Source organism: Helicobacter sp. 10-6591 (genome assembly GCF_003288805.1).
GTDB lineage: Bacteria > Campylobacterota > Campylobacteria > Campylobacterales > Helicobacteraceae > Helicobacter_F.
Map to the genome: position 1 here is coordinate 25,442 of NZ_NHYK01000012.1, position 21,475 is coordinate 46,916.

Annotated in this window: 23 protein-coding genes and 1 pseudogene; 13 read left to right on the top strand and 11 right to left on the bottom strand. The window is 37.6% G+C overall.

The window, feature by feature from the left end:
* Positions 1–19: 19 nt before the first annotated feature.
* The 7 genes and pseudogenes from CCY97_RS05090 to ndk all read right to left on the bottom strand — a co-directional run bounded on the left by CCY97_RS05090 (position 20) and on the right by ndk (position 4,435).
* Positions 20–916, bottom strand: coding sequence for a hypothetical protein (locus CCY97_RS05090; protein ID WP_146744506.1), 897 nt, complete (start codon positions 914–916; stop codon positions 20–22).
* 131 nt (positions 917–1,047) lie between these two features.
* A pseudogene (locus CCY97_RS05095) lies at positions 1,048–1,326 on the bottom strand (glycosyltransferase family A protein); the annotation flags it as partial.
* A complete protein-coding gene (locus tag CCY97_RS05100) occupies positions 1,316–2,338 on the bottom strand; it encodes a beta-ketoacyl-ACP synthase III (protein WP_112064407.1) in 1,023 nt (340 codons plus the stop codon). The pseudogene CCY97_RS05095 and the gene CCY97_RS05100, both read right to left, overlap by 11 nt.
* 24 nt (positions 2,339–2,362) lie before the next feature.
* Positions 2,363–3,349: a phosphate acyltransferase PlsX gene (gene plsX, locus CCY97_RS05105; protein WP_112064408.1), complete on the bottom strand. Its 987-nt coding sequence runs from the start codon at positions 3,347–3,349 to the stop codon at positions 2,363–2,365.
* A 164-nt stretch (positions 3,350–3,513) separates the two neighbouring features.
* Positions 3,514–3,663 (bottom strand): 50S ribosomal protein L32, encoded by a 150-nt coding sequence (rpmF, locus tag CCY97_RS05110; RefSeq protein WP_112064409.1) that lies wholly within the window; start codon positions 3,661–3,663, stop codon positions 3,514–3,516.
* A 1-nt stretch (position 3,664) separates the two neighbouring features.
* Positions 3,665–4,015, bottom strand: a complete 351-nt coding sequence (locus CCY97_RS05115) for a hypothetical protein (protein WP_112064410.1) — start codon at positions 4,013–4,015, stop codon at positions 3,665–3,667.
* 6 nt (positions 4,016–4,021) lie between these two features.
* Entirely contained in the window at positions 4,022–4,435 is a 414-nt protein-coding gene (gene ndk / locus CCY97_RS05120) for a nucleoside-diphosphate kinase (RefSeq protein WP_112064411.1), read from the bottom strand.
* Between the two features lie 341 nt (positions 4,436–4,776).
* On the opposite strand from ndk, the gene CCY97_RS05125 reads away from it, so the two are divergent.
* From CCY97_RS05125 to CCY97_RS05140, 4 genes are all read left to right on the top strand, one after another.
* The gene (locus tag CCY97_RS05125; protein ID WP_112064412.1) at positions 4,777–5,073 is read left to right on the top strand and encodes an ATP-dependent Clp protease adaptor ClpS; all 297 of its coding nucleotides are present in this window, start codon (positions 4,777–4,779) and stop codon (positions 5,071–5,073) included.
* A gap of 26 nt (positions 5,074–5,099) precedes the next feature.
* Entirely contained in the window at positions 5,100–7,655 is a 2,556-nt protein-coding gene (gene secA / locus CCY97_RS05130; RefSeq protein WP_112064413.1) for a preprotein translocase subunit SecA, read from the top strand.
* Positions 7,655–8,902 carry an ABC transporter permease gene (locus CCY97_RS05135; RefSeq protein ID WP_112064414.1) on the top strand — a complete coding sequence of 416 codons (1,248 nt, stop codon included), beginning with the start codon at positions 7,655–7,657 and terminating at the stop codon, positions 8,900–8,902. The genes secA and CCY97_RS05135 overlap by 1 nt, the downstream gene beginning before the upstream one ends.
* Positions 8,903–9,020: 118 nt before the next feature.
* The gene (locus tag CCY97_RS05140) at positions 9,021–9,266 is read left to right on the top strand and encodes an RNA-binding protein (protein ID WP_112064415.1); all 246 of its coding nucleotides are present in this window, start codon (positions 9,021–9,023) and stop codon (positions 9,264–9,266) included.
* Positions 9,267–9,449: 183 nt separating this feature from the next.
* Here the strand turns inward: CCY97_RS05140 and CCY97_RS05145 are convergent, their stop codons facing one another.
* Positions 9,450–9,908, bottom strand: a complete 459-nt coding sequence (locus tag CCY97_RS05145; RefSeq protein ID WP_112064416.1) for a Fur family transcriptional regulator — start codon at positions 9,906–9,908, stop codon at positions 9,450–9,452.
* Between the two features lie 201 nt (positions 9,909–10,109).
* On the opposite strand from CCY97_RS05145, the gene CCY97_RS08560 reads away from it, so the two are divergent.
* The 6 genes from CCY97_RS08560 to CCY97_RS05175 all read left to right on the top strand — a co-directional run bounded on the left by CCY97_RS08560 (position 10,110) and on the right by CCY97_RS05175 (position 16,372).
* Positions 10,110–11,453, top strand: coding sequence for a methyl-accepting chemotaxis protein (locus tag CCY97_RS08560; protein ID WP_112064417.1), 1,344 nt, complete (start codon positions 10,110–10,112; stop codon positions 11,451–11,453).
* A gap of 30 nt (positions 11,454–11,483) precedes the next feature.
* On the top strand, positions 11,484–13,598 hold the full coding sequence (locus tag CCY97_RS05155; RefSeq protein ID WP_258457012.1) for a PBP1A family penicillin-binding protein: 2,115 nt from the start codon (positions 11,484–11,486) through the stop codon (positions 13,596–13,598).
* Between the two features lie 60 nt (positions 13,599–13,658).
* The gene (gene ccoS, locus CCY97_RS05160; protein WP_112064418.1) at positions 13,659–13,895 is read left to right on the top strand and encodes a cbb3-type cytochrome oxidase assembly protein CcoS; all 237 of its coding nucleotides are present in this window, start codon (positions 13,659–13,661) and stop codon (positions 13,893–13,895) included.
* On the top strand, positions 13,892–14,866 hold the full coding sequence (locus CCY97_RS05165; protein ID WP_112064419.1) for an NAD(P)-binding domain-containing protein: 975 nt from the start codon (positions 13,892–13,894) through the stop codon (positions 14,864–14,866). The genes ccoS and CCY97_RS05165 overlap by 4 nt, the downstream gene beginning before the upstream one ends.
* Before the next feature lie 2 nt (positions 14,867–14,868).
* Positions 14,869–15,621: an exodeoxyribonuclease III gene (locus tag CCY97_RS05170; protein ID WP_112064420.1), complete on the top strand. Its 753-nt coding sequence runs from the start codon at positions 14,869–14,871 to the stop codon at positions 15,619–15,621.
* Between the two features lie 64 nt (positions 15,622–15,685).
* On the top strand, positions 15,686–16,372 hold the full coding sequence (locus CCY97_RS05175; RefSeq protein WP_112064421.1) for an endonuclease: 687 nt from the start codon (positions 15,686–15,688) through the stop codon (positions 16,370–16,372).
* Position 16,373: 1 nt separating this feature from the next.
* On the opposite strand, the gene CCY97_RS05180 is transcribed toward CCY97_RS05175, so the two are convergent.
* Positions 16,374–17,384, bottom strand: coding sequence for a hypothetical protein (locus tag CCY97_RS05180; protein ID WP_112064422.1), 1,011 nt, complete (start codon positions 17,382–17,384; stop codon positions 16,374–16,376).
* Positions 17,385–17,476: 92 nt separating this feature from the next.
* Between CCY97_RS05180 and CCY97_RS05185 the strand changes: the two genes are divergently transcribed.
* The 3 genes from CCY97_RS05185 (at position 17,477) to CCY97_RS05195 (ending at position 20,122) form a co-directional block, all read left to right on the top strand.
* Positions 17,477–17,989 carry a peptidylprolyl isomerase gene (locus CCY97_RS05185; RefSeq protein WP_112064423.1) on the top strand — a complete coding sequence of 171 codons (513 nt, stop codon included), beginning with the start codon at positions 17,477–17,479 and terminating at the stop codon, positions 17,987–17,989.
* A 36-nt stretch (positions 17,990–18,025) separates the two neighbouring features.
* Entirely contained in the window at positions 18,026–19,345 is a 1,320-nt protein-coding gene (locus CCY97_RS05190; protein WP_112064424.1) for an MFS transporter, read from the top strand.
* A 78-nt stretch (positions 19,346–19,423) separates the two neighbouring features.
* Positions 19,424–20,122: a response regulator transcription factor gene (locus tag CCY97_RS05195; protein WP_220091889.1), complete on the top strand. Its 699-nt coding sequence runs from the start codon at positions 19,424–19,426 to the stop codon at positions 20,120–20,122.
* Positions 20,123–20,131: 9 nt separating this feature from the next.
* Here CCY97_RS05195 and CCY97_RS05200 read toward each other — a convergent pair whose 3' ends face one another.
* Both CCY97_RS05200 and CCY97_RS05205 read right to left on the bottom strand, forming a co-directional pair.
* Positions 20,132–20,971: an ankyrin repeat domain-containing protein gene (locus CCY97_RS05200; RefSeq protein ID WP_112064425.1), complete on the bottom strand. Its 840-nt coding sequence runs from the start codon at positions 20,969–20,971 to the stop codon at positions 20,132–20,134.
* A gap of 4 nt (positions 20,972–20,975) precedes the next feature.
* The gene (locus CCY97_RS05205) at positions 20,976–21,467 is read right to left on the bottom strand and encodes an HIT domain-containing protein (RefSeq protein ID WP_112064426.1); all 492 of its coding nucleotides are present in this window, start codon (positions 21,465–21,467) and stop codon (positions 20,976–20,978) included.
* Positions 21,468–21,475 lie beyond the last annotated feature (8 nt).

Sequence of the window (21,475 nt, forward strand, 5' to 3'; positions counted from 1 at the left end):
TATACTTTAGCTTTTGAAACTAGAGCTTCTCAAGCCATTTTTTGCCTCCTCCATACTTTAGCTTCTGAGTCCATGCATAGACAAATCCTAATTTTGGATAAGAAATCACAAGATGTTTTAAGCAATTAAGCCTGCCAAGATGCAAGTCTTTAACATAAGGCTTGAGCTTAGGAAGCTTTTGCTTGATATTATGCGGGTCTTTATCAAAGCAAAAGATACTTAGAGACCAGCAGCAAATATTTTTGAGAAAAAAATCTCTCGCCTGTTTGTGTTGGGGTTTATCTAACATAGAGATTATCTCAAAAGTCATATGAAATGCGCTTTCCTGTATATTATATTTTCTTGCCGTATGTGCGCTATGAAATACCTCCTCCAAATCTTGTAAGAATGGTGGTACGCTGATGTTTGAAGTTTTTCTGAAAATTGTTGTACTATCATCTCGTATGCGATAGACATAAAGTTTTTTATTTAATATAGCAATGTGAGTAGCATGCATAAACAATATAACTCCAAAGCTCAAATCCTCATGTGTCGCTCCGTTAAGAAAATAGATACCAATAGATGTAAGGAAACTAAAATCAATCATTCCGCAAGTTGCAAATGCCATTGGCATGTCTAGCTTAATACAAGTCTCTGCCCAAATTTTGGGAGTAATGATTGTGTCTTGAGTAATTTCTAAAAATTTCTCAAATGCATTAAGACCTGTAGTACGGTATGCGGGATTTTCATAAAACACATCATTATCAAACCACACAATTTCTGCTTGCTTGCCTTGAGCTTTAGAATCTGCAAAGGCTTTGAGACATAATTCCACACAATCTTCCCTCCAATAATCATCAGGGTCTAGAAACATAATGTAGTCAATATGCGGAACAAGAAATCCTAAAGACTCTTTAGAGTTTTTGGAATTTAGCAAATCTACAAAGTCTGCATAATCTATTGCGTCAAGTGATTGAGAAGTGTAGAAAGATTTGATTTTGTAGGGATTTTGTGGATTTGGGTTAGCTAAAAGAGTGTATTTGCCCCCCCCCCTAATGGAAGCTTCAAGGCAAAGTAATCAATCCCAAGATTTCTAGCATGAGAGAGCCCACCATTTTCTTTATCTAAGAGGACAAAGCGAGAATCTTTTAAAACATATTCTTTTGCTATTTCTAAACTTCCATCAGTGCTGCCATCATTGACTAAAACTACATGCAGATTCTTATAAGTCTGATTGATTACAGAATCAAGACATTCTCTTAAGTAAGGAGCTACATTGTAGATTGGGATGACGACACCTATGGATTGACTTTGGAATCTGCAGGATAACTCTAAACTAGTTGCCATTAAAATACACCAACGCTGATCCCCATGTAAGTCCGCCACCAAAGGCATCTAGCAGTAATAAATCCCCGTTTTTGAGTTTGTTTTCTTTATGTATTTCATCAATTGCCATAGGGATAGATGCTGCAGAGGTATTGCCGTATTTTTGGACAGTGATAATAATTTGCTTGGAATCAAATTCCAGCATATCGCCTACAGCATTTATAATGCGAAGATTTGCTTGATGTGGAATGAAATAGGTTATATCTTTTGGTGTGAAATCATTGTGCTGCAAAATATTCTTTACATCATTTGCGAGGGTTTTAACCGCAAGTTTAAATATTTCATTGCCTTTCATTTGTAAGCACTGCATTTGTGGTAGAGATTGCATAGATTTCTTAAGGAGGTTTTGTAATGTCTGATTGGATTGTGTATTTTTAGGTGTAGCAAGCAAATCCGCATATCTGCCATTTGCTCCCAAATGCACATCAACAATTGCTTTGTTTCTATCATTTGTGCTACTTATAACTGCAGCTCCAGCACCATCACCAAAAAGCACACAAGTGCTTCTGTCATTAAAATCGAGTACAGAGCTTATTTTTTCTGCGCCTATGATAAGTATATTTTGGTAGGTGTGGGATTCTATGAGGGATTTTGCCAGACCAAGCAAGTAGATGAAGCCACTGCATGCGCTGCTAATATCAAATGCAGGTTTATCCTCAATGCCAAGTTTATGAGATACCAAGCAAGCAGTAGATGGCATAGTGAAATAATCAGGGCTAAGCGTAGCGACAATCACAGCATCAATGTCGCAAGGCTCAAGTTTAGCGCGTTTTATTGCTTCTATACCTGCTTCATATGCAAGATCACTTGTATTTTGTGTGTGATCTGCAAAATAGCGTGTTTTGATACCTGTGCGTTTGCTTATCCATTCATCGCTTGTATCAAGTATCTTTTCAAAATCCGTATTGCTTATGCAGTTGTTAGGGACATAAGAGGCTATGGATACTAAAGATGCAAAAACTTTCTTGTTCATTTTTCCAATCCTCAAGTAATGTATTTATGTCTTGTTTTTAAATGCAATCTCAAGCTTTGAACAAATTTGAGAATCTAAAGCGTTTAGTGCTTGATATATAGCACATTCAATAGCGCGCGCGTTAGAGCTACCATGACTTATAATTACGACTTTTTTCACACCAAGCAAAGGAGCACCTCCGTATTCATTATGATCGATTTTCTTCTTGAGTCTAGTAAATACGCTCTTCATTAGAAATGCTCCAATTTTAGCGATAAAGCTTGATTGCACTTCGTTTTTGATAATGGTAGAAATTGCGCTTGCTACACCTTCACTTCCCTTTAAGACGAGATTCCCGCTAAAACCATCGCAGACTATCACATCAGTGCTTCCATTGAAAATATCACGCCCCTCAACATTGCCTTTAAAAAAATCATACTGTTGCAAAAGCTCAAAAGTTGCCTTTGTGAGCTCGTTGCCTTTTGTGCTTTCCTCACCATTGCTAAGCAAGCCTACGCGCACAGAAGAGTAACCCATAACGCTTTTTGCATACTCATATCCCATGATTGCAAAATCAACCAAATATTCAGGCTTGCAGTCAGTGTTTGCCCCTGCATCGAGAATCATACTTGGGTTTTTGTTGATAGTAGGCATCGTGGTACAAATTGCTGGACGAGAGACTCCTTTGATTCTGCCAAGTCGTAAGGTAGCTAAACTCATAGTAGCTCCACTATGTCCGGGAGATACTAGTGCATCTGCTAGAGCATTTTTTACAAGTTCAGTAGCTACATAAATTGAAGAGCTTTGACGTTTGGTGGCACTTGAAGCACTTTCCTCCATTTTGATGTAGTCCGTGCAATGTACAATCTCTATGCGTTCTTGAAGTTCTGTCGGGATAAGTGGAAGGATTTGTTCTTTATCTCCTACGATAATAGCTTGAAAATCTTTATTTTTAAGCGCATTGATAACACCCAAGACAATAGGCTTCACCCCATTGTCAGCACCCATAACATCAATTGCGATTTTCTGCATTAGCACCTTCCTGATTGATTCTTAAGAATTGTATCGGTAAGCCAGTGACAGAATCATTTGATTTGTATCAAACCAGCTTATTGCTTCAAAACCTTTGGATATTGGCCTTATGTATCCTTGAAAATAGACTTTGTATCTTTGCGAAATTTTCTAGGTGAGTGAATCTATTTGTACAGACCACTAAATTTGTTAATACGATGAGGTACTTTCCAGCTACCATCTTTATCTTTGACAGGTGTAGCAAGCTTTATCTTGTAATGTGTCTTGCGTTTAAGCGCGCGTGTTTTACTTACTCGTCTCTTTGGAACAGCCATTTTATTCTCCTTTTATATGGTAGTCGGTTCTTATGGATTCTATCTCGCTGTGCAAGATGGAATCTAAGTCAATAAAACCATCAAAAAACTCAATAACATCAAAGCTACCAAGCATATTTTGGTTTTGCATATGCCAGATTCCATCTGAAATATACAAAACCAAAGATTCACTAAATTTTTTGGTAAATTTCTCTCCACTTCTATCGCAAATTAATTCTAGCTCACCATCCAAATGTCCATCTAATTTAATGATTTTAGAATCTACTCTGCTGAGAGTCCCATCCAAATGTAACCCTTCTTTTTGTAATTGGAAACTTTTTGGCGTAGTGATTTTTTTGAATGCGATTTTCATGGAGTTTTAGCAGATTTCCCTATGAGAAAAGAAAAATGCAATTTCATTTTTTGCATTTTCTAGACTATCACTTCCATGCACGGCATTTGCATCAATGCTTTCTGCAAAGTCTGCACGGATTGTCCCATGTTTGGCTTCTTTCGGATTTGTAGCACCCATAAGATCGCGATTCTTAAGTACTGCATTTTCTCCTTCTAACACCATCGCGACTATAGGACCACTTACCATAAAAGTTACCAAATCCTTGAAGAAAGGTCTGTCTTTATGGATAGCATAAAAATTTTGTGCATCTTGCACAGAAAGTTGGAGTTTTTTTGCTGCTGCGATTCGTAAGCCATTATTTTCAAAACGATCGATGATTTTGCCTACTATGTTTTTCTTGACTGCATCTGGTTTGATAATTGAGAGTGTTTGTTCCATAAGAATAACCTTTCTTGATGTGTTTAATGTGTCTTAAAAAATACAAAAAAATTACTCTTGGTACTTTTTGTATGAAAATTTTGGGAGTGGCAATTCTAACCAAACAATACTTAATTTAAATTTGCATCATCTTGCGGAGGTTTATAGGTACATACAACGCAATCAATAAGCGCTTTCATCACTAAATATTGAAACTTTGCGATAAAATGCCTCCCTGTAAGTTTGGTACACAAAGTTTTACACGCACTTCATGATAAATTCAGTCTCGAAAGAATTCTGTTGGAGTTTTGGATTCTAGAAAACTGCAAAAAATCTCTCTGAATAAATACTAAGGACGATATATGGCACATAGCAGGACACACACTACCACAGACGTACTTTTGGAAGAACCAAAATTATGCGAAGTTATACTGATCAATGATAATTGGACGACAATGGAATTTGTTGTAGATATATTAATGAAAATCTTTGATAAGAATCTTACCGAAGCAAGAAATATCATGCTTAAAATACATACCCAAGGATCGGGGGTGTGTGGGATCTATCCTTATGATGTAGCAGAATTAAAAGTCAAGCTTACACTAGAGTTTGCCAGAAAAGATGGCTATCCATTACGCGTGGAGATAAGAGAAATTTAAAAATTACGAGGTTTATGAGGTCAGGTATGATAAAAAAAGTGATCAATAAAATTCTAGGTTCCAAAAATTCCAAAATGCTTAAAGTCTATTCTAAACGCGTTCGTGCAATTAATGCTTTAGAATCTGATTTGCAATCTTTAAGTGACCAGGAATTGAAAGAGAAATTTGATTCACTAAAAAAAGCGGTGCAGGATAAGGGGAAGAATCTTGATTCTGTATTAAATGAGAGCTTTGCAATCACTAGAGAGGCAAGCAAAAGGGTTTTAGGCATGAGGCATTTTGATGTGCAGCTTATTGGGGGTATGGCTTTGCATGAAGGTAAAATCGCTGAAATGCGCACAGGTGAAGGAAAAACGCTTGTGGCTACACTTGCAGCATGCCTTAATGCATTAAGCGGGAAAAGCGTGCATGTGATAACAGTCAATGACTATCTTGCCAATCGCGATTGTAGCGAGCTTGCACCGCTTTATAATTTTCTGGGTTTAAGTGTTGGGGTCATCACTTCGGATTTGCGCGATGATGAACGTAAATTGCAGGCTTATAGCGCGAATGTCATTTATGGCACAAATAATGAGTTTGGATTTGACTATCTGCGTGACAACATGAAATACGACCTTGCACAAAAGGTACAAAAACATCATTATTTTGCGATTGTGGATGAAGTCGATTCTATTTTGATTGATGAAGCGCGCACACCACTAATTATTTCTGCTCCAATCAATCGGACATTACAAAACTACCAGCTAGCAAATTCTGTAGCGCAAAAGTTAAAGCCAGATTCTGACTTTAGTATCGATGAAAAAAACCGCGTGATTTTGCTTACAGAAGAGGGGATCAAGAACGCAGAACTTTTTTTTAAAGTCGATAATCTCTATAGTATCCAGAATGCTGCACTCTCTCATCATCTTGACCAGGCATTGAAGGCGAATTATCTTTTCTTAAAAGACAAGGATTATGTAGTAAATGATGGTGAAGTGGTGATTGTAGATGAATTCACAGGGAGACTAAGCGAAGGGCGACGCTTTAGCGAAGGACTACACCAAGCTATAGAAGCAAAAGAGAATGTCGCTATCAAAGAGGAATCCCAAACTCTCGCAGATATCACTTTCCAAAATTATTTCCGACTGTATGACAAACTCGCAGGTATGACAGGCACAGCGCAAACTGAAGCAACTGAATTTTTGCAAATCTATAATCTTGATGTTGTATCAATCCCTACCAATTTGCCGGTAAAGCGTCGGGATTTGAATGATCTGATTTATAAAAGCGAGGAGGAAAAGTTCAATGCGGTGGTTGGTAAAATCACTGAACTTTATAAGACAACCCAGCCTGTGCTAGTAGGTACTGCAAGTATTGAAAAAAGCGAAGTACTTCATGAACTCCTTAAAAAAGCCAGAATTCCACATACTGTGCTAAATGCCAAACAACATGCTAAAGAAGCAGAAATCATTAAAGATGCTGGTAAAAAAGGTGCGGTAACAATTGCCACTAACATGGCAGGACGTGGCGTGGATATAAAGATTGATGATGAAGTGCGTGCTCTTGGTGGATTGTATATCATAGGTACAGAGAGGCATGAAAGCAGGAGGATTGACAATCAGCTGCGCGGACGTGCAGGCAGACAAGGTGACCCTGGAATAAGTCAATTTTATCTGAGTTTGGAAGATTCTCTTTTGCGTATTTTTGGGAGCGATAAACTAAAGAATGTTATGGAGCGCTTAGGGCTAAAAAATGGCGAATACATAGAATCTGCTCTTGTGACTCGATCGGTTGAAAATGCACAAAAGAAAGTAGAAAATCTCCATTTTGAGTCTCGCAAGCATTTGTTGGAATATGATGATGTTTCTAACGAACAGCGCAAAGCAATATATAAATTACGTGATGATCTGTTGAATCAGGAATTTGATATGAGTGAGAAAATTATCCAAAACAGAGAAAGCACGATTGCTTACATTTTAGAACGCGCACAGATTTTTCCAAACGAAGATTCTGCAAATTTTGATCTTGCAAATCTTAAGGCGATTGTACTTGAGGATTTTGGATTAGAGATTCAAAATATTGAAAATCTTGAGTATACAGAATTAAAAACCGCACTTTTTGAGCAAATCACCCAGTCTTATGAGGCAAAAATGTCTCTTGTAGATAATTCTCAACGCAATGAAATTGAACGTATTATTTATCTGCAAGTGTTAGATAACTCTTGGCGTGAGCATCTTTATATGATGGATAATCTTAAGACGGGCATAGGTCTGCGTGGTTATAACCAAAAGGATCCACTTGTAGAGTATAAAAAAGAGAGTTACAACCTATTTTTAGAATTTGTCGAGAATCTTAAAATTGAAACAACAAAAACCCTCCATGTTATTCGATTAAAGGCCCATGAAGAAGAGCAAGAAAGACAAGCTACCCGAAAAGTCTTAGAGAATCTCAAAGAGGAGAATATTTCCTTTAATAAGGATGCGCTCAGTGAAAAATTCAAGAAACCAAAAATCTCACGCAATGAACTTTGCCCTTGTGGCAGTGGTAAGAAATACAAGCTTTGTCATGGCAAAAGTGGGCCAAAAAAAGGATTACTCGCTTAATGGCTAAACTGGCTCTTTATCTTTTGCCAAAGTATTTGCGCTTTGATAAGAGCCAACCTTTCATCACTATTACTGCGCTCTTGGCTTTTTTTGGCGTAGGGATTGGAGTAATGGTATTGTGTGTGGCAATGGCGATTATGAATGGTATGACAAAAGAGTTTGAACGTAAGCTTTTTGTCATGAACTACCCAATAAGTGTGTATGCAATGAGCAAGAAAGGCATAGACCAACAGCTTTTGCAAATATTGAAGACACATTTTCCACAATTTATCTTTAGTCCTTATCTTCGCTGTAATGCTTTGTCTCGTGCAGGAAATGATATAAATGCAGCAATTATGATAGGTGTTGATATAGAATCTGAAGTCGCACTTAATGAGGTCGTCAGAAAGGCTTTTGAGAACCACGATGGTTCTTTGGATTCTCATAAAATCAGTAGTTTTAAATCGCAGGATTTTTCTATATTGATTGGCAAGGAGTTAAGCTCGCGCTATTTTGTGGAATCTAAAGACTTGCTGAGTTTTTATTTCACACAATTTGAGCCAAGCGCACTTGGATTATTTCCTAAATCCAAGAAATTTGAAATATTTGAAGTCTTTGATTCTGGCTTAAAGGCTTATAATGAAGCATATATTTATACAAATCTCAATGCATTACAAAAAATAAGAAATCTCAATGCTGGAATCTATGATGGAATCCATATCTACACAAAAGAGCCATTTAAAGATATAGATTTGATCAAAGCATTTTTGAGAGAAAATACTAATGCAGAGGTTGGTGTAGAGGGATGGTGGCAGCAAAATGGTAACTTTTTCTCGGCTATGGAGTTGGAAAAAAGAGCGCTTTTTATTGTGCTTATGCTTATTATCCTTATGGCTTCGTTGAATATCATCAGCTCACTTTTGATGGTCGTAATGACGCGTAGGCGAGAAATAGCGCTCATGCTTTCAATGGGTGTGAGCAAAAAAGAAATCAAGCAAAGTTTTTTCACATTAGGAATTGTCATTGGTGGAAGTGGGATAGTGTTGGGAGTTGTATTAAATTTTATCGCTCAATTTTTTTTGAGTACTTTTCCTATCATTTCATTGCCAGCAGATGTGTATGGGACCAATACCTTGCCACTTGATTTAGGTTTGCTTGATTTTATTTTGGTTATTTTGGGCGCCAGTTTTATCGTATGCCTCTCCTCATATTATCCTGCATACAAAGCGACGCATGTTGACGCCTTATCGGTTCTACGTAACGAATAAGCTACTATTAAGTTTTTTATAAATAGAATTTCCGCACTTTAGCTTACTTGAACAAAAAAAGTAAATATTCTTTGTTCAGGTAAGCTAAAGTTTGAAAAAACACAAAAGGGAGTAGGTTTTGAAAACAATTTATGTAGGCAATCTAGTGTATTCTGTATCAAAAGAAAACGTAAAAGAGCTTTTCTCACAATTTGGCGAGGTTTTTTCAGTGAAACTTATTAATGATCACGAAAGTGGTAGGCCAAAAGGCTTCGGTTTCGTAGAAATGGAGGATGCAGGTGCGCTTAAAGCCATAGAAGCTTTGAATGATAAAGAATTCCAAGGGCGTAATCTCCGCGTTAATGAAGCAAGACCCAAAAACTAATAATCTCATCCATCCATTATCTAGAACTTAGATTCTGTTACTCATATTTCAAAAGGCACTTCAAATAAGATTCCTGATGACCTACGACGTTCCGAGGTTTAAAAGAAGATAGAGAAGCAATACATCAAAGCTTGGATTTATACACACTTGTAAGAATCCAAGATCTTAGATATACGGCTCTGTCTATAAGCCCTGACATTTTGAACACTTTACAAAAAGCCTCATATCATGGCTGATGAGTTTAGCACCAAGTTCTTTGGTGATGCTTATTTGCATCTGTTCAATTTCAGGATTCACAAATTCAATAATATCGCCACAGTGAATGCAAATAATGTGGTCGTGATGTTCCTTTGCTGCAATCTCATATCTCCTGCCACTTTTGTCTGTCTCGAGTGCTGTAATAAAGCCATTTTTTTCTAAGAAACTTAGTATTCTATATACGGATGAGATGCTTGCGTTTTTGTCATGAGCACGGATTTTATGGGTGATTTCCTCAGGGCTTAGATGTGTTCCGCTTTTATAAAGAACAGTAAGAATTTCTTCCCTTTGTTTGGAATTTTTCAAACCATTGAGTTTAATATCGACTCTTAAGCGATCCAGAATCCCTTCTAAGGTTTCTAATCGTGTGTTGCTTACTAACATAACAGATTGCTCCTTGGTTTCAAATTTTACAAAATATATCTGTTAGATCTAAGCCCGCGATTATACCAAACTAAACGGACAAGTGCTAATTTTAAGCCATTAAGTAATATATAAATTTTTATCGTTTTTGAAAATCACGGTTGCGTATTTTTGTATTATAATTTTGCCCTCCTAACCCTAATTTCACACAAAAGGCTCTCAATGTTTGGTTCGAATAAAAATTTAAAAAAACTCGTACAACAATACGAGCATGAAATATCCCAGCTGAAAGCAGAGTTAGAATCGCAGAAACAAGCTTTAGGTTTTACACAAAAAGAAATCATTGTGGGGATTCAGGGTACTTCTGTGGTTTTTAGAAACCAAATGGCTGAAATGACACCAAATATTGATTCTATTATCCAAAAACTTCATACTAGTTCTCAAGACATTGCGCTGCCTTCAGGAGAATACACTACAAAGTCTTTGCGTGTGGGAGATATAGTCTACTATTCGATTCTTCCATTAGATTTACGCAGTGACAAGAGAGGCGGTTTTGATGTATTTGATGTTTATAACCAATCTATGACGACAGGCATTACAAGCACGCAGAGTGCATTACAGGCTGTGCTTGAACAATCGGCTGAGGTTGTAGAGCATTCGACTGAAGCGATTGAGCGTGCAGAGCAGGGTATGAATATGAGCGATGACGCACTGCAGAAAATCGAAACACTTTATGAAAAAATGCAGGTCTCTACGCAACTTGTAGATTCTCTTACACAACGAAGCAATGAAATCACAAATGTCGTTTCTCTTATCGATGATATTGCGGAACAAACAAACTTGCTTGCACTTAATGCTGCAATTGAAGCAGCGCGTGCAGGTGAGCATGGTAGAGGTTTTGCAGTTGTAGCTGATGAAGTGCGCAAACTTGCTGAAAAAACCCAAAAAGCTACAAAAGAAATTGCTGTAGTCGTAAAATCTATGCAACAGGAAGCAAATGATATTCAAAGTGGCACAGAAGAAACAAATAACGCCACAAACACCGTCCGTGATGCTGTATCAGCACTTAATGGTGTGGTGAATGATCTTAAAACAGGAAGTCTCATCAATAATGAAATCTCTTCGAGTCTTAGTTCTCGAATATTTTGTACTTTAGCCAAACTCGATCATACTGTTTATAAAAACAACTTATATAGTTTTATCTTTGGTATCAAAGACTCCTTTAACAAGGTAGATCACAAGAATTGTCGCTTGGGAAAATGGTATTTTGAGGGGAGAGGCCAGGAACTGTTTAGTGAAACTGAAGGTTACAAAAAACTCGATCCATTCCATGCAAGTGTTCATGCTTCAGCTATTGCTCTTGCTAGCACATTAGAAGACCCAAAAGCAGCATGTCCAAAATCCTATATCAAAGAGAAAATTAGTACTATGGAAAGAGATAGCGAAGGTGTTATGCAGTCAATTGACAAAATATATACAGAAATTGAAGAAAAAGCTCAAAAACATATCCAAGAGTTATCGGGTAGTTTTTTGAAAAACAATCATTCTACTAAATCAACCCACTAAGATCTTTTATTGGATTCTGTATTGAGGATTTTGAAATATCTTTTTTTCTTTTCTCTTGTAGGTATTTTCTGTGGGATATCTCTGTATCTGTATCAGGTTTATTCGGAAAGCAGAGATGAGATCGCAAACATCAAACAGCATAAAATGGATATTACCACACAGATTTTTGATAGAAAAGAGAGATTGGTCGCAAATCTTTTTGATAAACAATACAGACTTTATGCGCATTTCAGCGAAATTCCCCCACGTGTGATTGAAGCACTTTTGGCTGTGGAGGATACACTCTTTTTTGAACATGTTGGGATCAATCCAGATACTATATCGCGAGCGATGCTGAAAAACGCTCTGAATATGCGTTGGCTTGAAGGTGGTAGCACGCTTACCCAGCAAGTAGTTAAAAATGTGATACTCACTTCAGAAAAAACTCTAAAACGGAAAATAAAAGAGGCAATGTTTGCTGTATTGCTTGAGCGAGAATTAAGCAAAGAAGAGATTTTAGAAATTTATTTGAACTACATTTTCTTAGGACATGGTTATTATGGAATCAAAACAGCCGCACTTGGCTATTTCCATAAAAACCTCAATGAATTGAGTCTGAAAGAAATATCCATGCTTGTAGGTTTACCAAAAGCACCTAGCACTTATGATCCGACAAAAAATTTGCACTATTCTCTAGGTAGAGCAAATAGTATTTTGGCCCGTATGCTTGATATCGGGTGGATTTCACAAGAAGAATATGATCTAGGAATAAAAGAGATTCCAGAAATTTATGACGAAAGTCTTACTCAGAATCTTGCACCCTATGTCGTCGATGAGGTTGTACGACAGCTAACTCCGATGTATCCAGACTTAAAAACAGCAGGATACAAAATAAAACTCAATATCGATCTAGACTACCAGAATATCGCACAGGAAGCTTTGCGCTATGGTTACAGTAAAATCAATGCACGATTGCTAGAAAAATATCCAACTTATTTCAAACAAAGAGAATCTGTCCAAGATTCACAAGAACATCAACAACAGGATTTGGTGCATACACAAAGCACTTCAAAACTCCCAGATGGCGTCAAAGAATTACTAGAAATTGACACTACTCCTGCATATCCAAAAAAGGCTGGAGAGCTCAATGGGGCGATTGTGATTACAGAATCGCAAACCGGCAAGATTCTAGCCTTAGTTGGAGGGGTGGATTACAAACGCTCTCCGTTTAATCGTGCCACGCAAACCAAGAGGCAATTTGGCTCAAGCATCAAGCCTTTTATCTATATGCTTGCTTTTGATAGAGGCTATTCTCCTGCGTGGAAGATCACAGATGCACCAAGACGTTTTGGCATAGAATCAAATATAGAAAATATAAAGAATATAAAAAATGCCAACAAGGAAACGGAAGAAGATATTTGGATACCTAAGAATGTCGGGGCGTATGGTGGGCTTGTGAGTTTGCATTATGCCTTGCAACATTCTGCGAATCTGGCGACTATCAATCTGGTAAACCAGATTGGTTTTGATTTTATTTACCGCGGGCTTATTGATTTTGGCTTCCAGAATGTTCCAAAAGATATGTCCATTGTTCTTGGGAGTCTTAGCCTTTCTCCGCTTGATGCAGCAAGGGAGTATTCTTTGTTTTCAAACTATGGCACAATGCTCACACCCCGACTGATAGATTCTCTTGTGACACAGGATGGTGAAGTTTATGAATTCCCTCTTGTATCCAATGAATATACACAGCCAAAACAGGCATTTCTGATTATAGATATTTTGCGTGATGTCGTTAATCGTGGTACAGGATCCCGAGCGCGCTTGCAAAATATCGAAATTGCAGGTAAGACAGGAACTTCCAACCAAAATATTGATGCTTGGTTTTGCGGATTTTCACCTAGTATCCAAACAGTTATCTGGTATGGTCGGGATGATAATACCCCAATTGGTCCAGCAGAAACAGGCGGTATAGTAGCACCTCCAGCCAGTGCGTATTTTTTTAGCAAGCTTTTAGAGATAGAACCTGGAATCAAAAGAAAATTCCACACACCCCAAGGGGTGATTAAAAAAACTTTAGATGATGGCGAATATCTTTATACCAATACTTCTAAGTTACCAAGCCAGCCACCTAATTCATCAAATGCCGATGAGGATTTGATTTTTTAGCTTGCTTTCAAAGACATTTTGGCAGAATCACACAATTTTAAGACTCATTAAGGAAAGAGTTTGGGCGCAGAAGTTATAGTACTCATGCTTACGGTTTCGTTGATTCTAGGGTTTTTTGGATTGCTTGCATTTCTTTGGGGGCTTAGAAATGGGCAATTTGATGATGAAAATAAAATGATGGAGGGTGTGCTTTTTGATTCCCCTGATGATTTAAATAAAATGATCAATCAAAACCATAAGCGGGATTTTTTACAACATTTGCCAGCACATAAATCACAACACAAGGAGAGAATATGAGTGATGTCTATGATATTGCCATTGTTGGTGGTGGTCCAGGTGGAATAGCTTCGGCTATAGAGGGTGTGGGTCTAGGAATAAAAAATGTCATTGTGTTTGAAAAAGGTGAGAGTCATTTCACTACAATCCGTCAATTTTATAAAGATGGAAAGCGCGTAGATAAAGACTATAAGGGGCAACAAGTCGAGTTAAGTGGGAACATTTCTTTTTTTGATGGCACAAAAGAAAGCACACTAGATTTGTTTGGTGAATTGATTGAATCCAACCATATCAACATACGTTTCAAAAATGAAATAGAATCTATACAAAAAGTTGATGGTATTTTTCTGATACGCACTGCAGCAGGAGAAGAATACAGATCGCGATTTGTTGTTATTGCTATTGGCAAAATGGGTCAGCCAAATAAGCCCAGTTATCTCATTCCATCGTCTATCCGTAAAAAAATCCAATACAATGCGAACAACATAGAATCTCATGAAAAACTGCTTGTTGTCGGTGGAGGAAATTCCGCGGTGGAGTATGCAAATTTTCTTGCTCAAAGCAATGATACGACACTAAATTACCGTAGAAACGAATTTAGCAGAGTGAATGAGATAAACCTCAAGCAACTGCAAGATTCTATAGAATCTCAAAAGCTTAAGGCTCGCTTGGGAGTGGATATTGAAGGGTTGGAGGATGATGAAGGAAAGGTAAAAGTCAATTTTACAGACAAGAGCAGTGAGACTTTTGATAGGGTAGTGTATGCTATTGGTGGAGCCGCACCTATTGATTTTTTGGGAAAATGCAATCTAGAGCTTGATGAAGCTGGTGTGCCTATTTCGCATAATTATGAGAGTTCGATTGAGAATCTTTTTATCGCTGGAGATATTTTATTAAAGAGCGGTGGTTCGATTGCTGCTGCTCTTAATCACGGCTATGAGATTGTGCTTGAGATTAAAAAGCGTCTTGATTCTCTAGGTGTGGAATCTTAAGCATGAAACTTGTTTCTTGGAATGTCAATGGGCTTCGGGCGTGTATGAATAAGGGCTTTATGGAGTTTTTTGACAGGATTGATGCGGATGTGTTTTGTATCCAAGAATCCAAAATGCAACCAGATCAGGCCACTTTTGATTTCCCAAACTATAAGCAATACTGGAATAGCGCGCATAAAAAGGGATACTCTGGAGTAGCAATATTTAGCAAAACAGAGCCTCTCAATGTAATGTATGACATGGGGATAGCTCACCATGATACAGAAGGGCGTATTATCACCGCGGAATATGAGAATTTCTCTCTGGTGAATGTTTATACACCAAATTCAAAGCGTGAGTTAGAACGTTTAGAATATCGCATGGAGTGGGAAAATGACTTTCGTATCTTTGTTAAAGATTTAGAAAAGAGCAAACCTGTAGTTATCTGTGGCGATCTGAATGTTGCGCACAAAGAGATAGATTTAAAAAACCCCAAAACCAACCGTCGCAATGCTGGGTTTACAGATGAGGAACGTGAGAAGTTTAGTTTGCTTTTACAATCAGGTTTTATAGATACTTTTCGCTATTTTTATCCCGACAAAGAAGGTGCATATACTTGGTGGAGTTATATGGGAAAAGCACGAGAGAAAAACACAGGTTGGCGGATTGATTACTTCTTGTGCTCGAAAACATTGGATTCACGATTAAGAAGTGCTAGCATTTATCCTGAAGTAATGGGAAGTGATCATTGTCCTGTGGGATTAGAGATTTTATGAAGTTGTTCGTATTGTTGTTTAAAAAAATATTGTGTAGGGTTGTGTCACTCATTTAGGTTATTTAATGAAGTATTGTGTATTAGCTCTTTTGTTTGCATATGCTAATGCTCTTAGTTTCCAAAGTGTCAAAAAAGAATTAAAAATACTTTACTCGAGATTAGACCAAAGCTACCATAAAGATTTTTATTGCCAAGCACCTTTTGAGATTATCTCTAGAAAAAATAAGATTATCCTCAAACTCATTCCCGGCAAATACTATTCTCCACGAAAAAACCATAAGCCACAAACAATAGATTGGGAGCATATCATGCCAGCTGCTGTTTTTGGCAAGAAATTGAGATGCTGGAATAAAGGCGGACGCAAGGCATGTCAAAAAGATGCAAGATTTGTGCGCATGGAATCTGATATCCAAAATATCGTTCCAGTCATTAGTGAAATAAACAATGACAGAAGCTCTTATTCTTATGCGACATCAACAGATGATTTACCTTACACACAGTATGGTAATTGCAAGGTTTATACGGATTTTAAAAACGCGAGATTCTATCCAGCACATTATTCTTTGGGCTATATTGCAAGAAGTTATTTGTATATGATCAGAACTTATAATATCTCCATTCCAGAAGAGGAACTCAAGCAAATTAAAGAGTGGGATAAAATGTATCCGCCAACAGCTAAAGAGCAGTTCCTACGCACGCAACTCCATATCCTGCAAAACAAAATATTGTTCCAAGAAACCCAGAAGCGTTGAATTAAAAATGCATAATTTTGCAAGCCTTTGAAAATTCCTTATTTTCTAACACTTTGTGGGATTGCAATACACAGAGGAATTGCTGTATTTTACGCTTGGTTATAAATATGGGTTTGAGGTCTTGAGAGCTCAAAATCCCTAAAAACCCACCTTTGTTGTCAAAAAATGCTCGCCCATAAGCAAAGCTGTCATAAAGAAGCACTTCATCTTTTTTTGTGCGCATTTCTGCTCCATGCACACCATAATGTGCCCGATCATCAAAATCTGCTTGCTTTGTTGGCAATTCTATGTTTTTTGGCACGAAGTAATAGTCTTCATCCACATATGCATAAAACACTTTTTGTAGAGATTCTTTATTGGAGATAAATCGCGTCTCTCCCTTGGAAGGGGTATTTATGCGATTTGGCGCTGCAAACACATCAACAAAATATCGCTTTTCTATCCTGTCGTGATAATAGCTTTTCTCTCTTTGTTGGCAATAATCATCGGTGTAGGCAATAGTCTCTAGAAGCGCTAAACCCTCCATGACATCAACAGCTTTGAGATGGAGTTTGTGTGTGCAAATAATAAACCGCATGCTGGAATCTTGCATTCTCGCAAACACAGCTTTTGGAGTAAGTTTCTTGTCATAGACAATATGCGAAGCAGTAAGGAAAAACCCATTTTGTAATAGAGTGCCAAAACCTAGTCTTTGTGACCCATCATTGAAATACACCTCAATAATCGCATTTGCATAAATCCAATTGGGCAATTTTTCGGAAAGCATATATTGGCTTGCAAGGAAATTTTCATAAAAGGCTTGCTTGCTGGAGTTTTTGTATTTTTCAGGATCAACAGGTTTTCTTATATTGGAAGTAAATAAAGAGTCCAAACTTTGTTGGATGGATGTCTTAGCAGGCTGATTTATAAATTTCTCTATAGAAGCTGAATCCACTTCCTCTAAAGCTACATCACCCCACATACTTGCACACAATAGCAGCATGATAAGAATACGACCACCAAATTTTGGCATTTTTTCCTCTTACAGACTCTTAAGCTTAAATAATTTGTTATATCGGTAAAATACCGGCCTTTTACACTACCTAAAGCAATCCAAGGAGATTTATGGAGAATCTAAAGACCTTTGAGATCAAAGAAGATGAGCTATCAAGATTCAACTATGCATTGATTACAACTTCTAAAGGAAAAATACTCATCAAATTGTTTCCACAAGATGCACCACAGACTGTAACAAACTTCGCCACCCTTGCAGAGAACGGATTTTATGATGGATTAAACTTCCATCGTGTTATTGCTGGATTTGTAGCACAAGGTGGCTGTCCTATAGGCAATGGCACAGGTGGCCCAGGATATAGAATCAAATGTGAGCTCCAAGATAATCCACACAAGCACCAAAAAGGCACACTTTCAATGGCACATGCTGGACGCGATACAGGTGGAAGCCAATTTTTTATCTGCTTTGCTGAGCAACCCCATCTCAATGGAGAGCATACAGTTTTTGGCCGCATACAGCCAAACAAACGAGAAAGCCTTAAAACCTTAGATTCCCTCAAACAAGGCGATAAAATCCTTTCAATCAGAATCTACGAAGACGAAGAATCCATCCAAGCAGACTAAAACAACACCATATTTTTTAAGACCACAAGGACTTGAATGTTTAGGGATATATTTGTTCTTACTTTGGTTTCGTCATTCCGATTTTTTGGGCTTTTTATTGCTTTGCCAGCTATTGGACTTTACGCTTCTAGCTTCCAGACAAGTGTATTTCTAGCTGGAGTAGCTGCTGGAGGATATGCTATTACACAGATTGTTTTTCAGACTCCTTTTGGAATTTGGAGTGACAAGAGTGATAGAAAGGCCGTCATTATAGTCGGGCTTATAATTTTTATCATAGGTTCATTGATCTGTGCATTTTCCACTTCTATTAGCATGCTTATCATCGGTCGTTTTATACAAGGCGCAGGGGCAATTAGTGGGATTATAAGCGCGCAAATTGCTGATTTAGTGTGTGAAGAAGAACGTACTAAAGCCATGGCCATTATGGGTGTGGGTATTTTTATAAGCTTTATTTTCGCGATGATTTTAGGACCCATATTTGCGGCAAATATGGGGCTAAATTCTATTTTTTTCTTGACTGCAGGATTGAATTTTATTGCATTGCTTATTCTCATTTTTAAGGCCAAATCAAGTCCAAAAGTCAAATATTCCTACCAAGAAAATCGCCTTGGCGTAGTTTTTGCAAACAAGAATTTACAGATTCTTAATTGCAGCGTGTTTTTGCAGAAATTTTTCATGATTTTGAGTTTTGTGGTTATGGGCATAGTATTAGAGCAAGTTTTTAGCCTAGAAGAATCACAACTTTGGAAAATTTATGCTCCTGGATCTATTTTAGGGCTTCTAGCGCTTGCTCCCGCATCAATTCTTGCGCAGAAAAAAGGCTACTACAAACAAGTATTGTTAGTTGGAGTGGTAATGTTTGCATTGGCCTATGTTTTGTTTGCTTATGCAATATATGTACAAAATCTTATATTTTTTGTATTCGGGGCATTCGTATTTTTTGTAGGATTTTCCATTCATGAGCCCATTATGCAAACACTCGCAAGCCGCTATCCCAAAGCACACCAAAAAGGCGCAGTGCTTGGCTTCTTTACGACACTAGGATTTGTTGGCTCAGCATTTGGAGCAATGTGTGGGGGGATAATGTATGAATATTTGGGATTGTATGTTTTATCTATAAGTATTGTAGGTATATGTGCATTTTGGATTTTGCTTATGGTTTGGAAGTTAGACAATCCCATCCACGACAAAAACCTTTATCTGCCAATGCGTTCTTACAATTTAGAAAATTTCTCATCTTTAAATGATAGAGAAGGTGTAATTGAGTGGTATATCAACATCACAGAAGAAATCATAGTGGTCAAATATGATGAGCAAATTATCTCAAAAGACGAAGTGCTCAAGCTTATTGCATAGCCGCAAAATTTATACTTTTAAATGAGTTCTAAATTACTTTTTCTATAATATTGGCAATCTCTAATCAAGGAGTATCTTATGGAAGAAAATCAAACACTAGAAGTATTGATGATAGAAGATGATGTTGAGTTAGCCGAAATCCTAAGTGATTACCTCAAAAAGCACAATATGAATGTTACAAATTATGATGAGCCCTACACAGGTATGAGTGCTGTAAATGCCAAGCATTTTGATGTCTTGCTTTTAGATTTGACCTTGCCAAATCTCGATGGTTTGGAAGTTTGCAAACGGATAACAAAACAGAAAAATATCCCTATCATAATTTCATCTGCTAGAGGCGATGTTAATGATAAAGTCAAAGCTCTAGAAGAATACGGTGCTGATGATTACTTGCCAAAACCTTATGATCCAAAAGAGTTGGTTGCCAGAATCCACTCTCTTTTGCGTCGTTACAGCAAGAGAAATCCAAAAGAACTAGGCAGAGAACAAAATAACGTATTTAGAATCGACAAGCACAGCCGAGAGATATTCTTCAAAGACAAAAGGCTAGATCTTACCCGTGCAGAATATGAAATCCTCACATTGCTTATTAGCAAAAAAGGACATGTTTTCTCGCGCGAAGCCATAGCTATAGAATCAGAATCTATCAATCCAGAGAGCTCAAATAAAAGTATTGATGTCATTATTGGTAGGCTTCGTTCTAAAATAGAAGAAAATCCCAAAAATCCACGATATATAATCTCTGTTCGGGGAGTAGGCTATAAGCTTGAGGTATAAATTAAGTCCTTACCAGAGTTTAAATTGTGCTTTTGTACTCTTATACAAACTTCTCATATCTCCATCGACACTATATTCCACAGCAAAGCCATATTTGACATTTGCCTTGCCAGATTTTTTGATCTTGGCACCTTCATAGGTTTCTTTTGGGATCGTGAGACTGCCTGTCATAGCGCTTACTTGTGGGGCTAGCTTTTTGTTAGTATTAGATTCTGTGATAAGGTCACCATCAACATAAAGTGCCAAGTGTGTTACCACAATAAACTGATCCGTTTTGTTTGTGATGCTAATCCCTACACTTCCTTTTGCAAGATTAAAGGAGCTTGCGTTCAAAACCACATCATCATTTTCGATGCTAACAGCTGGCATGTTTTGTTTGGCCAACACAGTTTGCGCAGGAGTTTCTCCACGATGATTTGCCGCATACATATCAGCCCCATTTGCCAATAAGAGGTCAATCATTGGTTGATTTTTTTTCATCACAGCATAATGCAATGGTGTATTGCCCAAATGCTCATCTTTCACATTTACTTCTGCACCTTTTTTGATAAGTTCGCGTGCCATTTTGACATTTCCAAGTGCCACGACTTTGAGCAGTGCAGTCTCGCCATGAGATACTGCATTGACATCTGCTCCGCGCTGGATAAGCAAGCCGACAACATCAAGGTTTCCTTTTCTGGCGGCATCATATAGTGGCGTGCTTCCGCGCAAGCGAGTTTCCACATCTATACCAAGAGAGACAGCTCTACGCACATCTGTATAGTTGTTGCTAAAGAGCATATTTATATATTTTTCATTAGCTACACAGCAAGTCAGCATAAAAATTGCCACAAAAAGAAGTCGATTCATATCTCTATCCTCTCGTAAAATGCTTTGTGCAAAGTGTTTTTATCTTCAAAAATACACTATCAAAATCTATTCCGTATGTGCGCGCATCAGCGATGCTTGTAAGGAAATTTGTATCACCTAAATAGCGTGGAACAAAATGCAAATGGATATGCTCTGGCAAGCCAGCACCACCTGCTTGTTTGATATTCATGCCCATGTTTATGCCGCTAGCACCATATTCATACAAAACATCAAAGGCTTTCTGGCTCAGCATATGGATATGCTGCCATTCTTTTGTGTCTAAGAGACTTGGACAATCACAATGCTTGTGTGGGATAAGCATAAAATGCCCCGGTGTATAAGGATAGAGATTCATCACGCCAAAGCAAACTCCATCTCGGTATATAACACGATTTTTTTCATCATCTTGTGCATTTTGTGAAATCTCGCAAAATACACATCCACACATTTTCGAATCAAAATAGCCACTGCGCCAAGGAGAATAGATTCTATCCATTACTACCT

Excerpts from the sequence above, each read along its gene's own strand:
- CCY97_RS08560 (WP_112064417.1), top strand. The coding sequence starts at position 10,110 with ATGTTTGGTTCGAATAAAAATTTAAAAAAACTCGTACAACAATACGAG.
- CCY97_RS05125 (WP_112064412.1), top strand. The coding sequence starts at position 4,777 with ATGGCACATAGCAGGACACACACTACCACAGACGTACTTTTGGAAGAA.
- CCY97_RS05145 (WP_112064416.1), bottom strand. The coding sequence starts at position 9,908 with ATGTTAGTAAGCAACACACGATTAGAAACCTTAGAAGGGATTCTGGAT.
- CCY97_RS05180 (WP_112064422.1), bottom strand. The coding sequence starts at position 17,384 with ATGCCAAAATTTGGTGGTCGTATTCTTATCATGCTGCTATTGTGTGCA.
- CCY97_RS05165 (WP_112064419.1), top strand. The coding sequence starts at position 13,892 with ATGAGTGATGTCTATGATATTGCCATTGTTGGTGGTGGTCCAGGTGGA.
- CCY97_RS05205 (WP_112064426.1), bottom strand. The coding sequence starts at position 21,467 with ATGGATAGAATCTATTCTCCTTGGCGCAGTGGCTATTTTGATTCGAAA.
- CCY97_RS05135 (WP_112064414.1), top strand. The coding sequence starts at position 7,655 with ATGGCTAAACTGGCTCTTTATCTTTTGCCAAAGTATTTGCGCTTTGAT.
- rpmF (WP_112064409.1), bottom strand. The coding sequence starts at position 3,663 with ATGGCTGTTCCAAAGAGACGAGTAAGTAAAACACGCGCGCTTAAACGC.
- CCY97_RS05175 (WP_112064421.1), top strand. The coding sequence starts at position 15,686 with ATGAAGTATTGTGTATTAGCTCTTTTGTTTGCATATGCTAATGCTCTT.
- ndk (WP_112064411.1), bottom strand. The coding sequence starts at position 4,435 with ATGGAACAAACACTCTCAATTATCAAACCAGATGCAGTCAAGAAAAAC.
- CCY97_RS05115 (WP_112064410.1), bottom strand. The coding sequence starts at position 4,015 with ATGAAAATCGCATTCAAAAAAATCACTACGCCAAAAAGTTTCCAATTA.
- CCY97_RS05185 (WP_112064423.1), top strand. The coding sequence starts at position 17,477 with ATGGAGAATCTAAAGACCTTTGAGATCAAAGAAGATGAGCTATCAAGA.
- CCY97_RS05195 (WP_220091889.1), top strand. The coding sequence starts at position 19,424 with ATGGAAGAAAATCAAACACTAGAAGTATTGATGATAGAAGATGATGTT.
- CCY97_RS05190 (WP_112064424.1), top strand. The coding sequence starts at position 18,026 with ATGTTTAGGGATATATTTGTTCTTACTTTGGTTTCGTCATTCCGATTT.
- CCY97_RS05170 (WP_112064420.1), top strand. The coding sequence starts at position 14,869 with ATGAAACTTGTTTCTTGGAATGTCAATGGGCTTCGGGCGTGTATGAAT.
- CCY97_RS05100 (WP_112064407.1), bottom strand. The coding sequence starts at position 2,338 with ATGAACAAGAAAGTTTTTGCATCTTTAGTATCCATAGCCTCTTATGTC.
- plsX (WP_112064408.1), bottom strand. The coding sequence starts at position 3,349 with ATGCAGAAAATCGCAATTGATGTTATGGGTGCTGACAATGGGGTGAAG.
- secA (WP_112064413.1), top strand. The coding sequence starts at position 5,100 with ATGATAAAAAAAGTGATCAATAAAATTCTAGGTTCCAAAAATTCCAAA.
- CCY97_RS05200 (WP_112064425.1), bottom strand. The coding sequence starts at position 20,971 with ATGAATCGACTTCTTTTTGTGGCAATTTTTATGCTGACTTGCTGTGTA.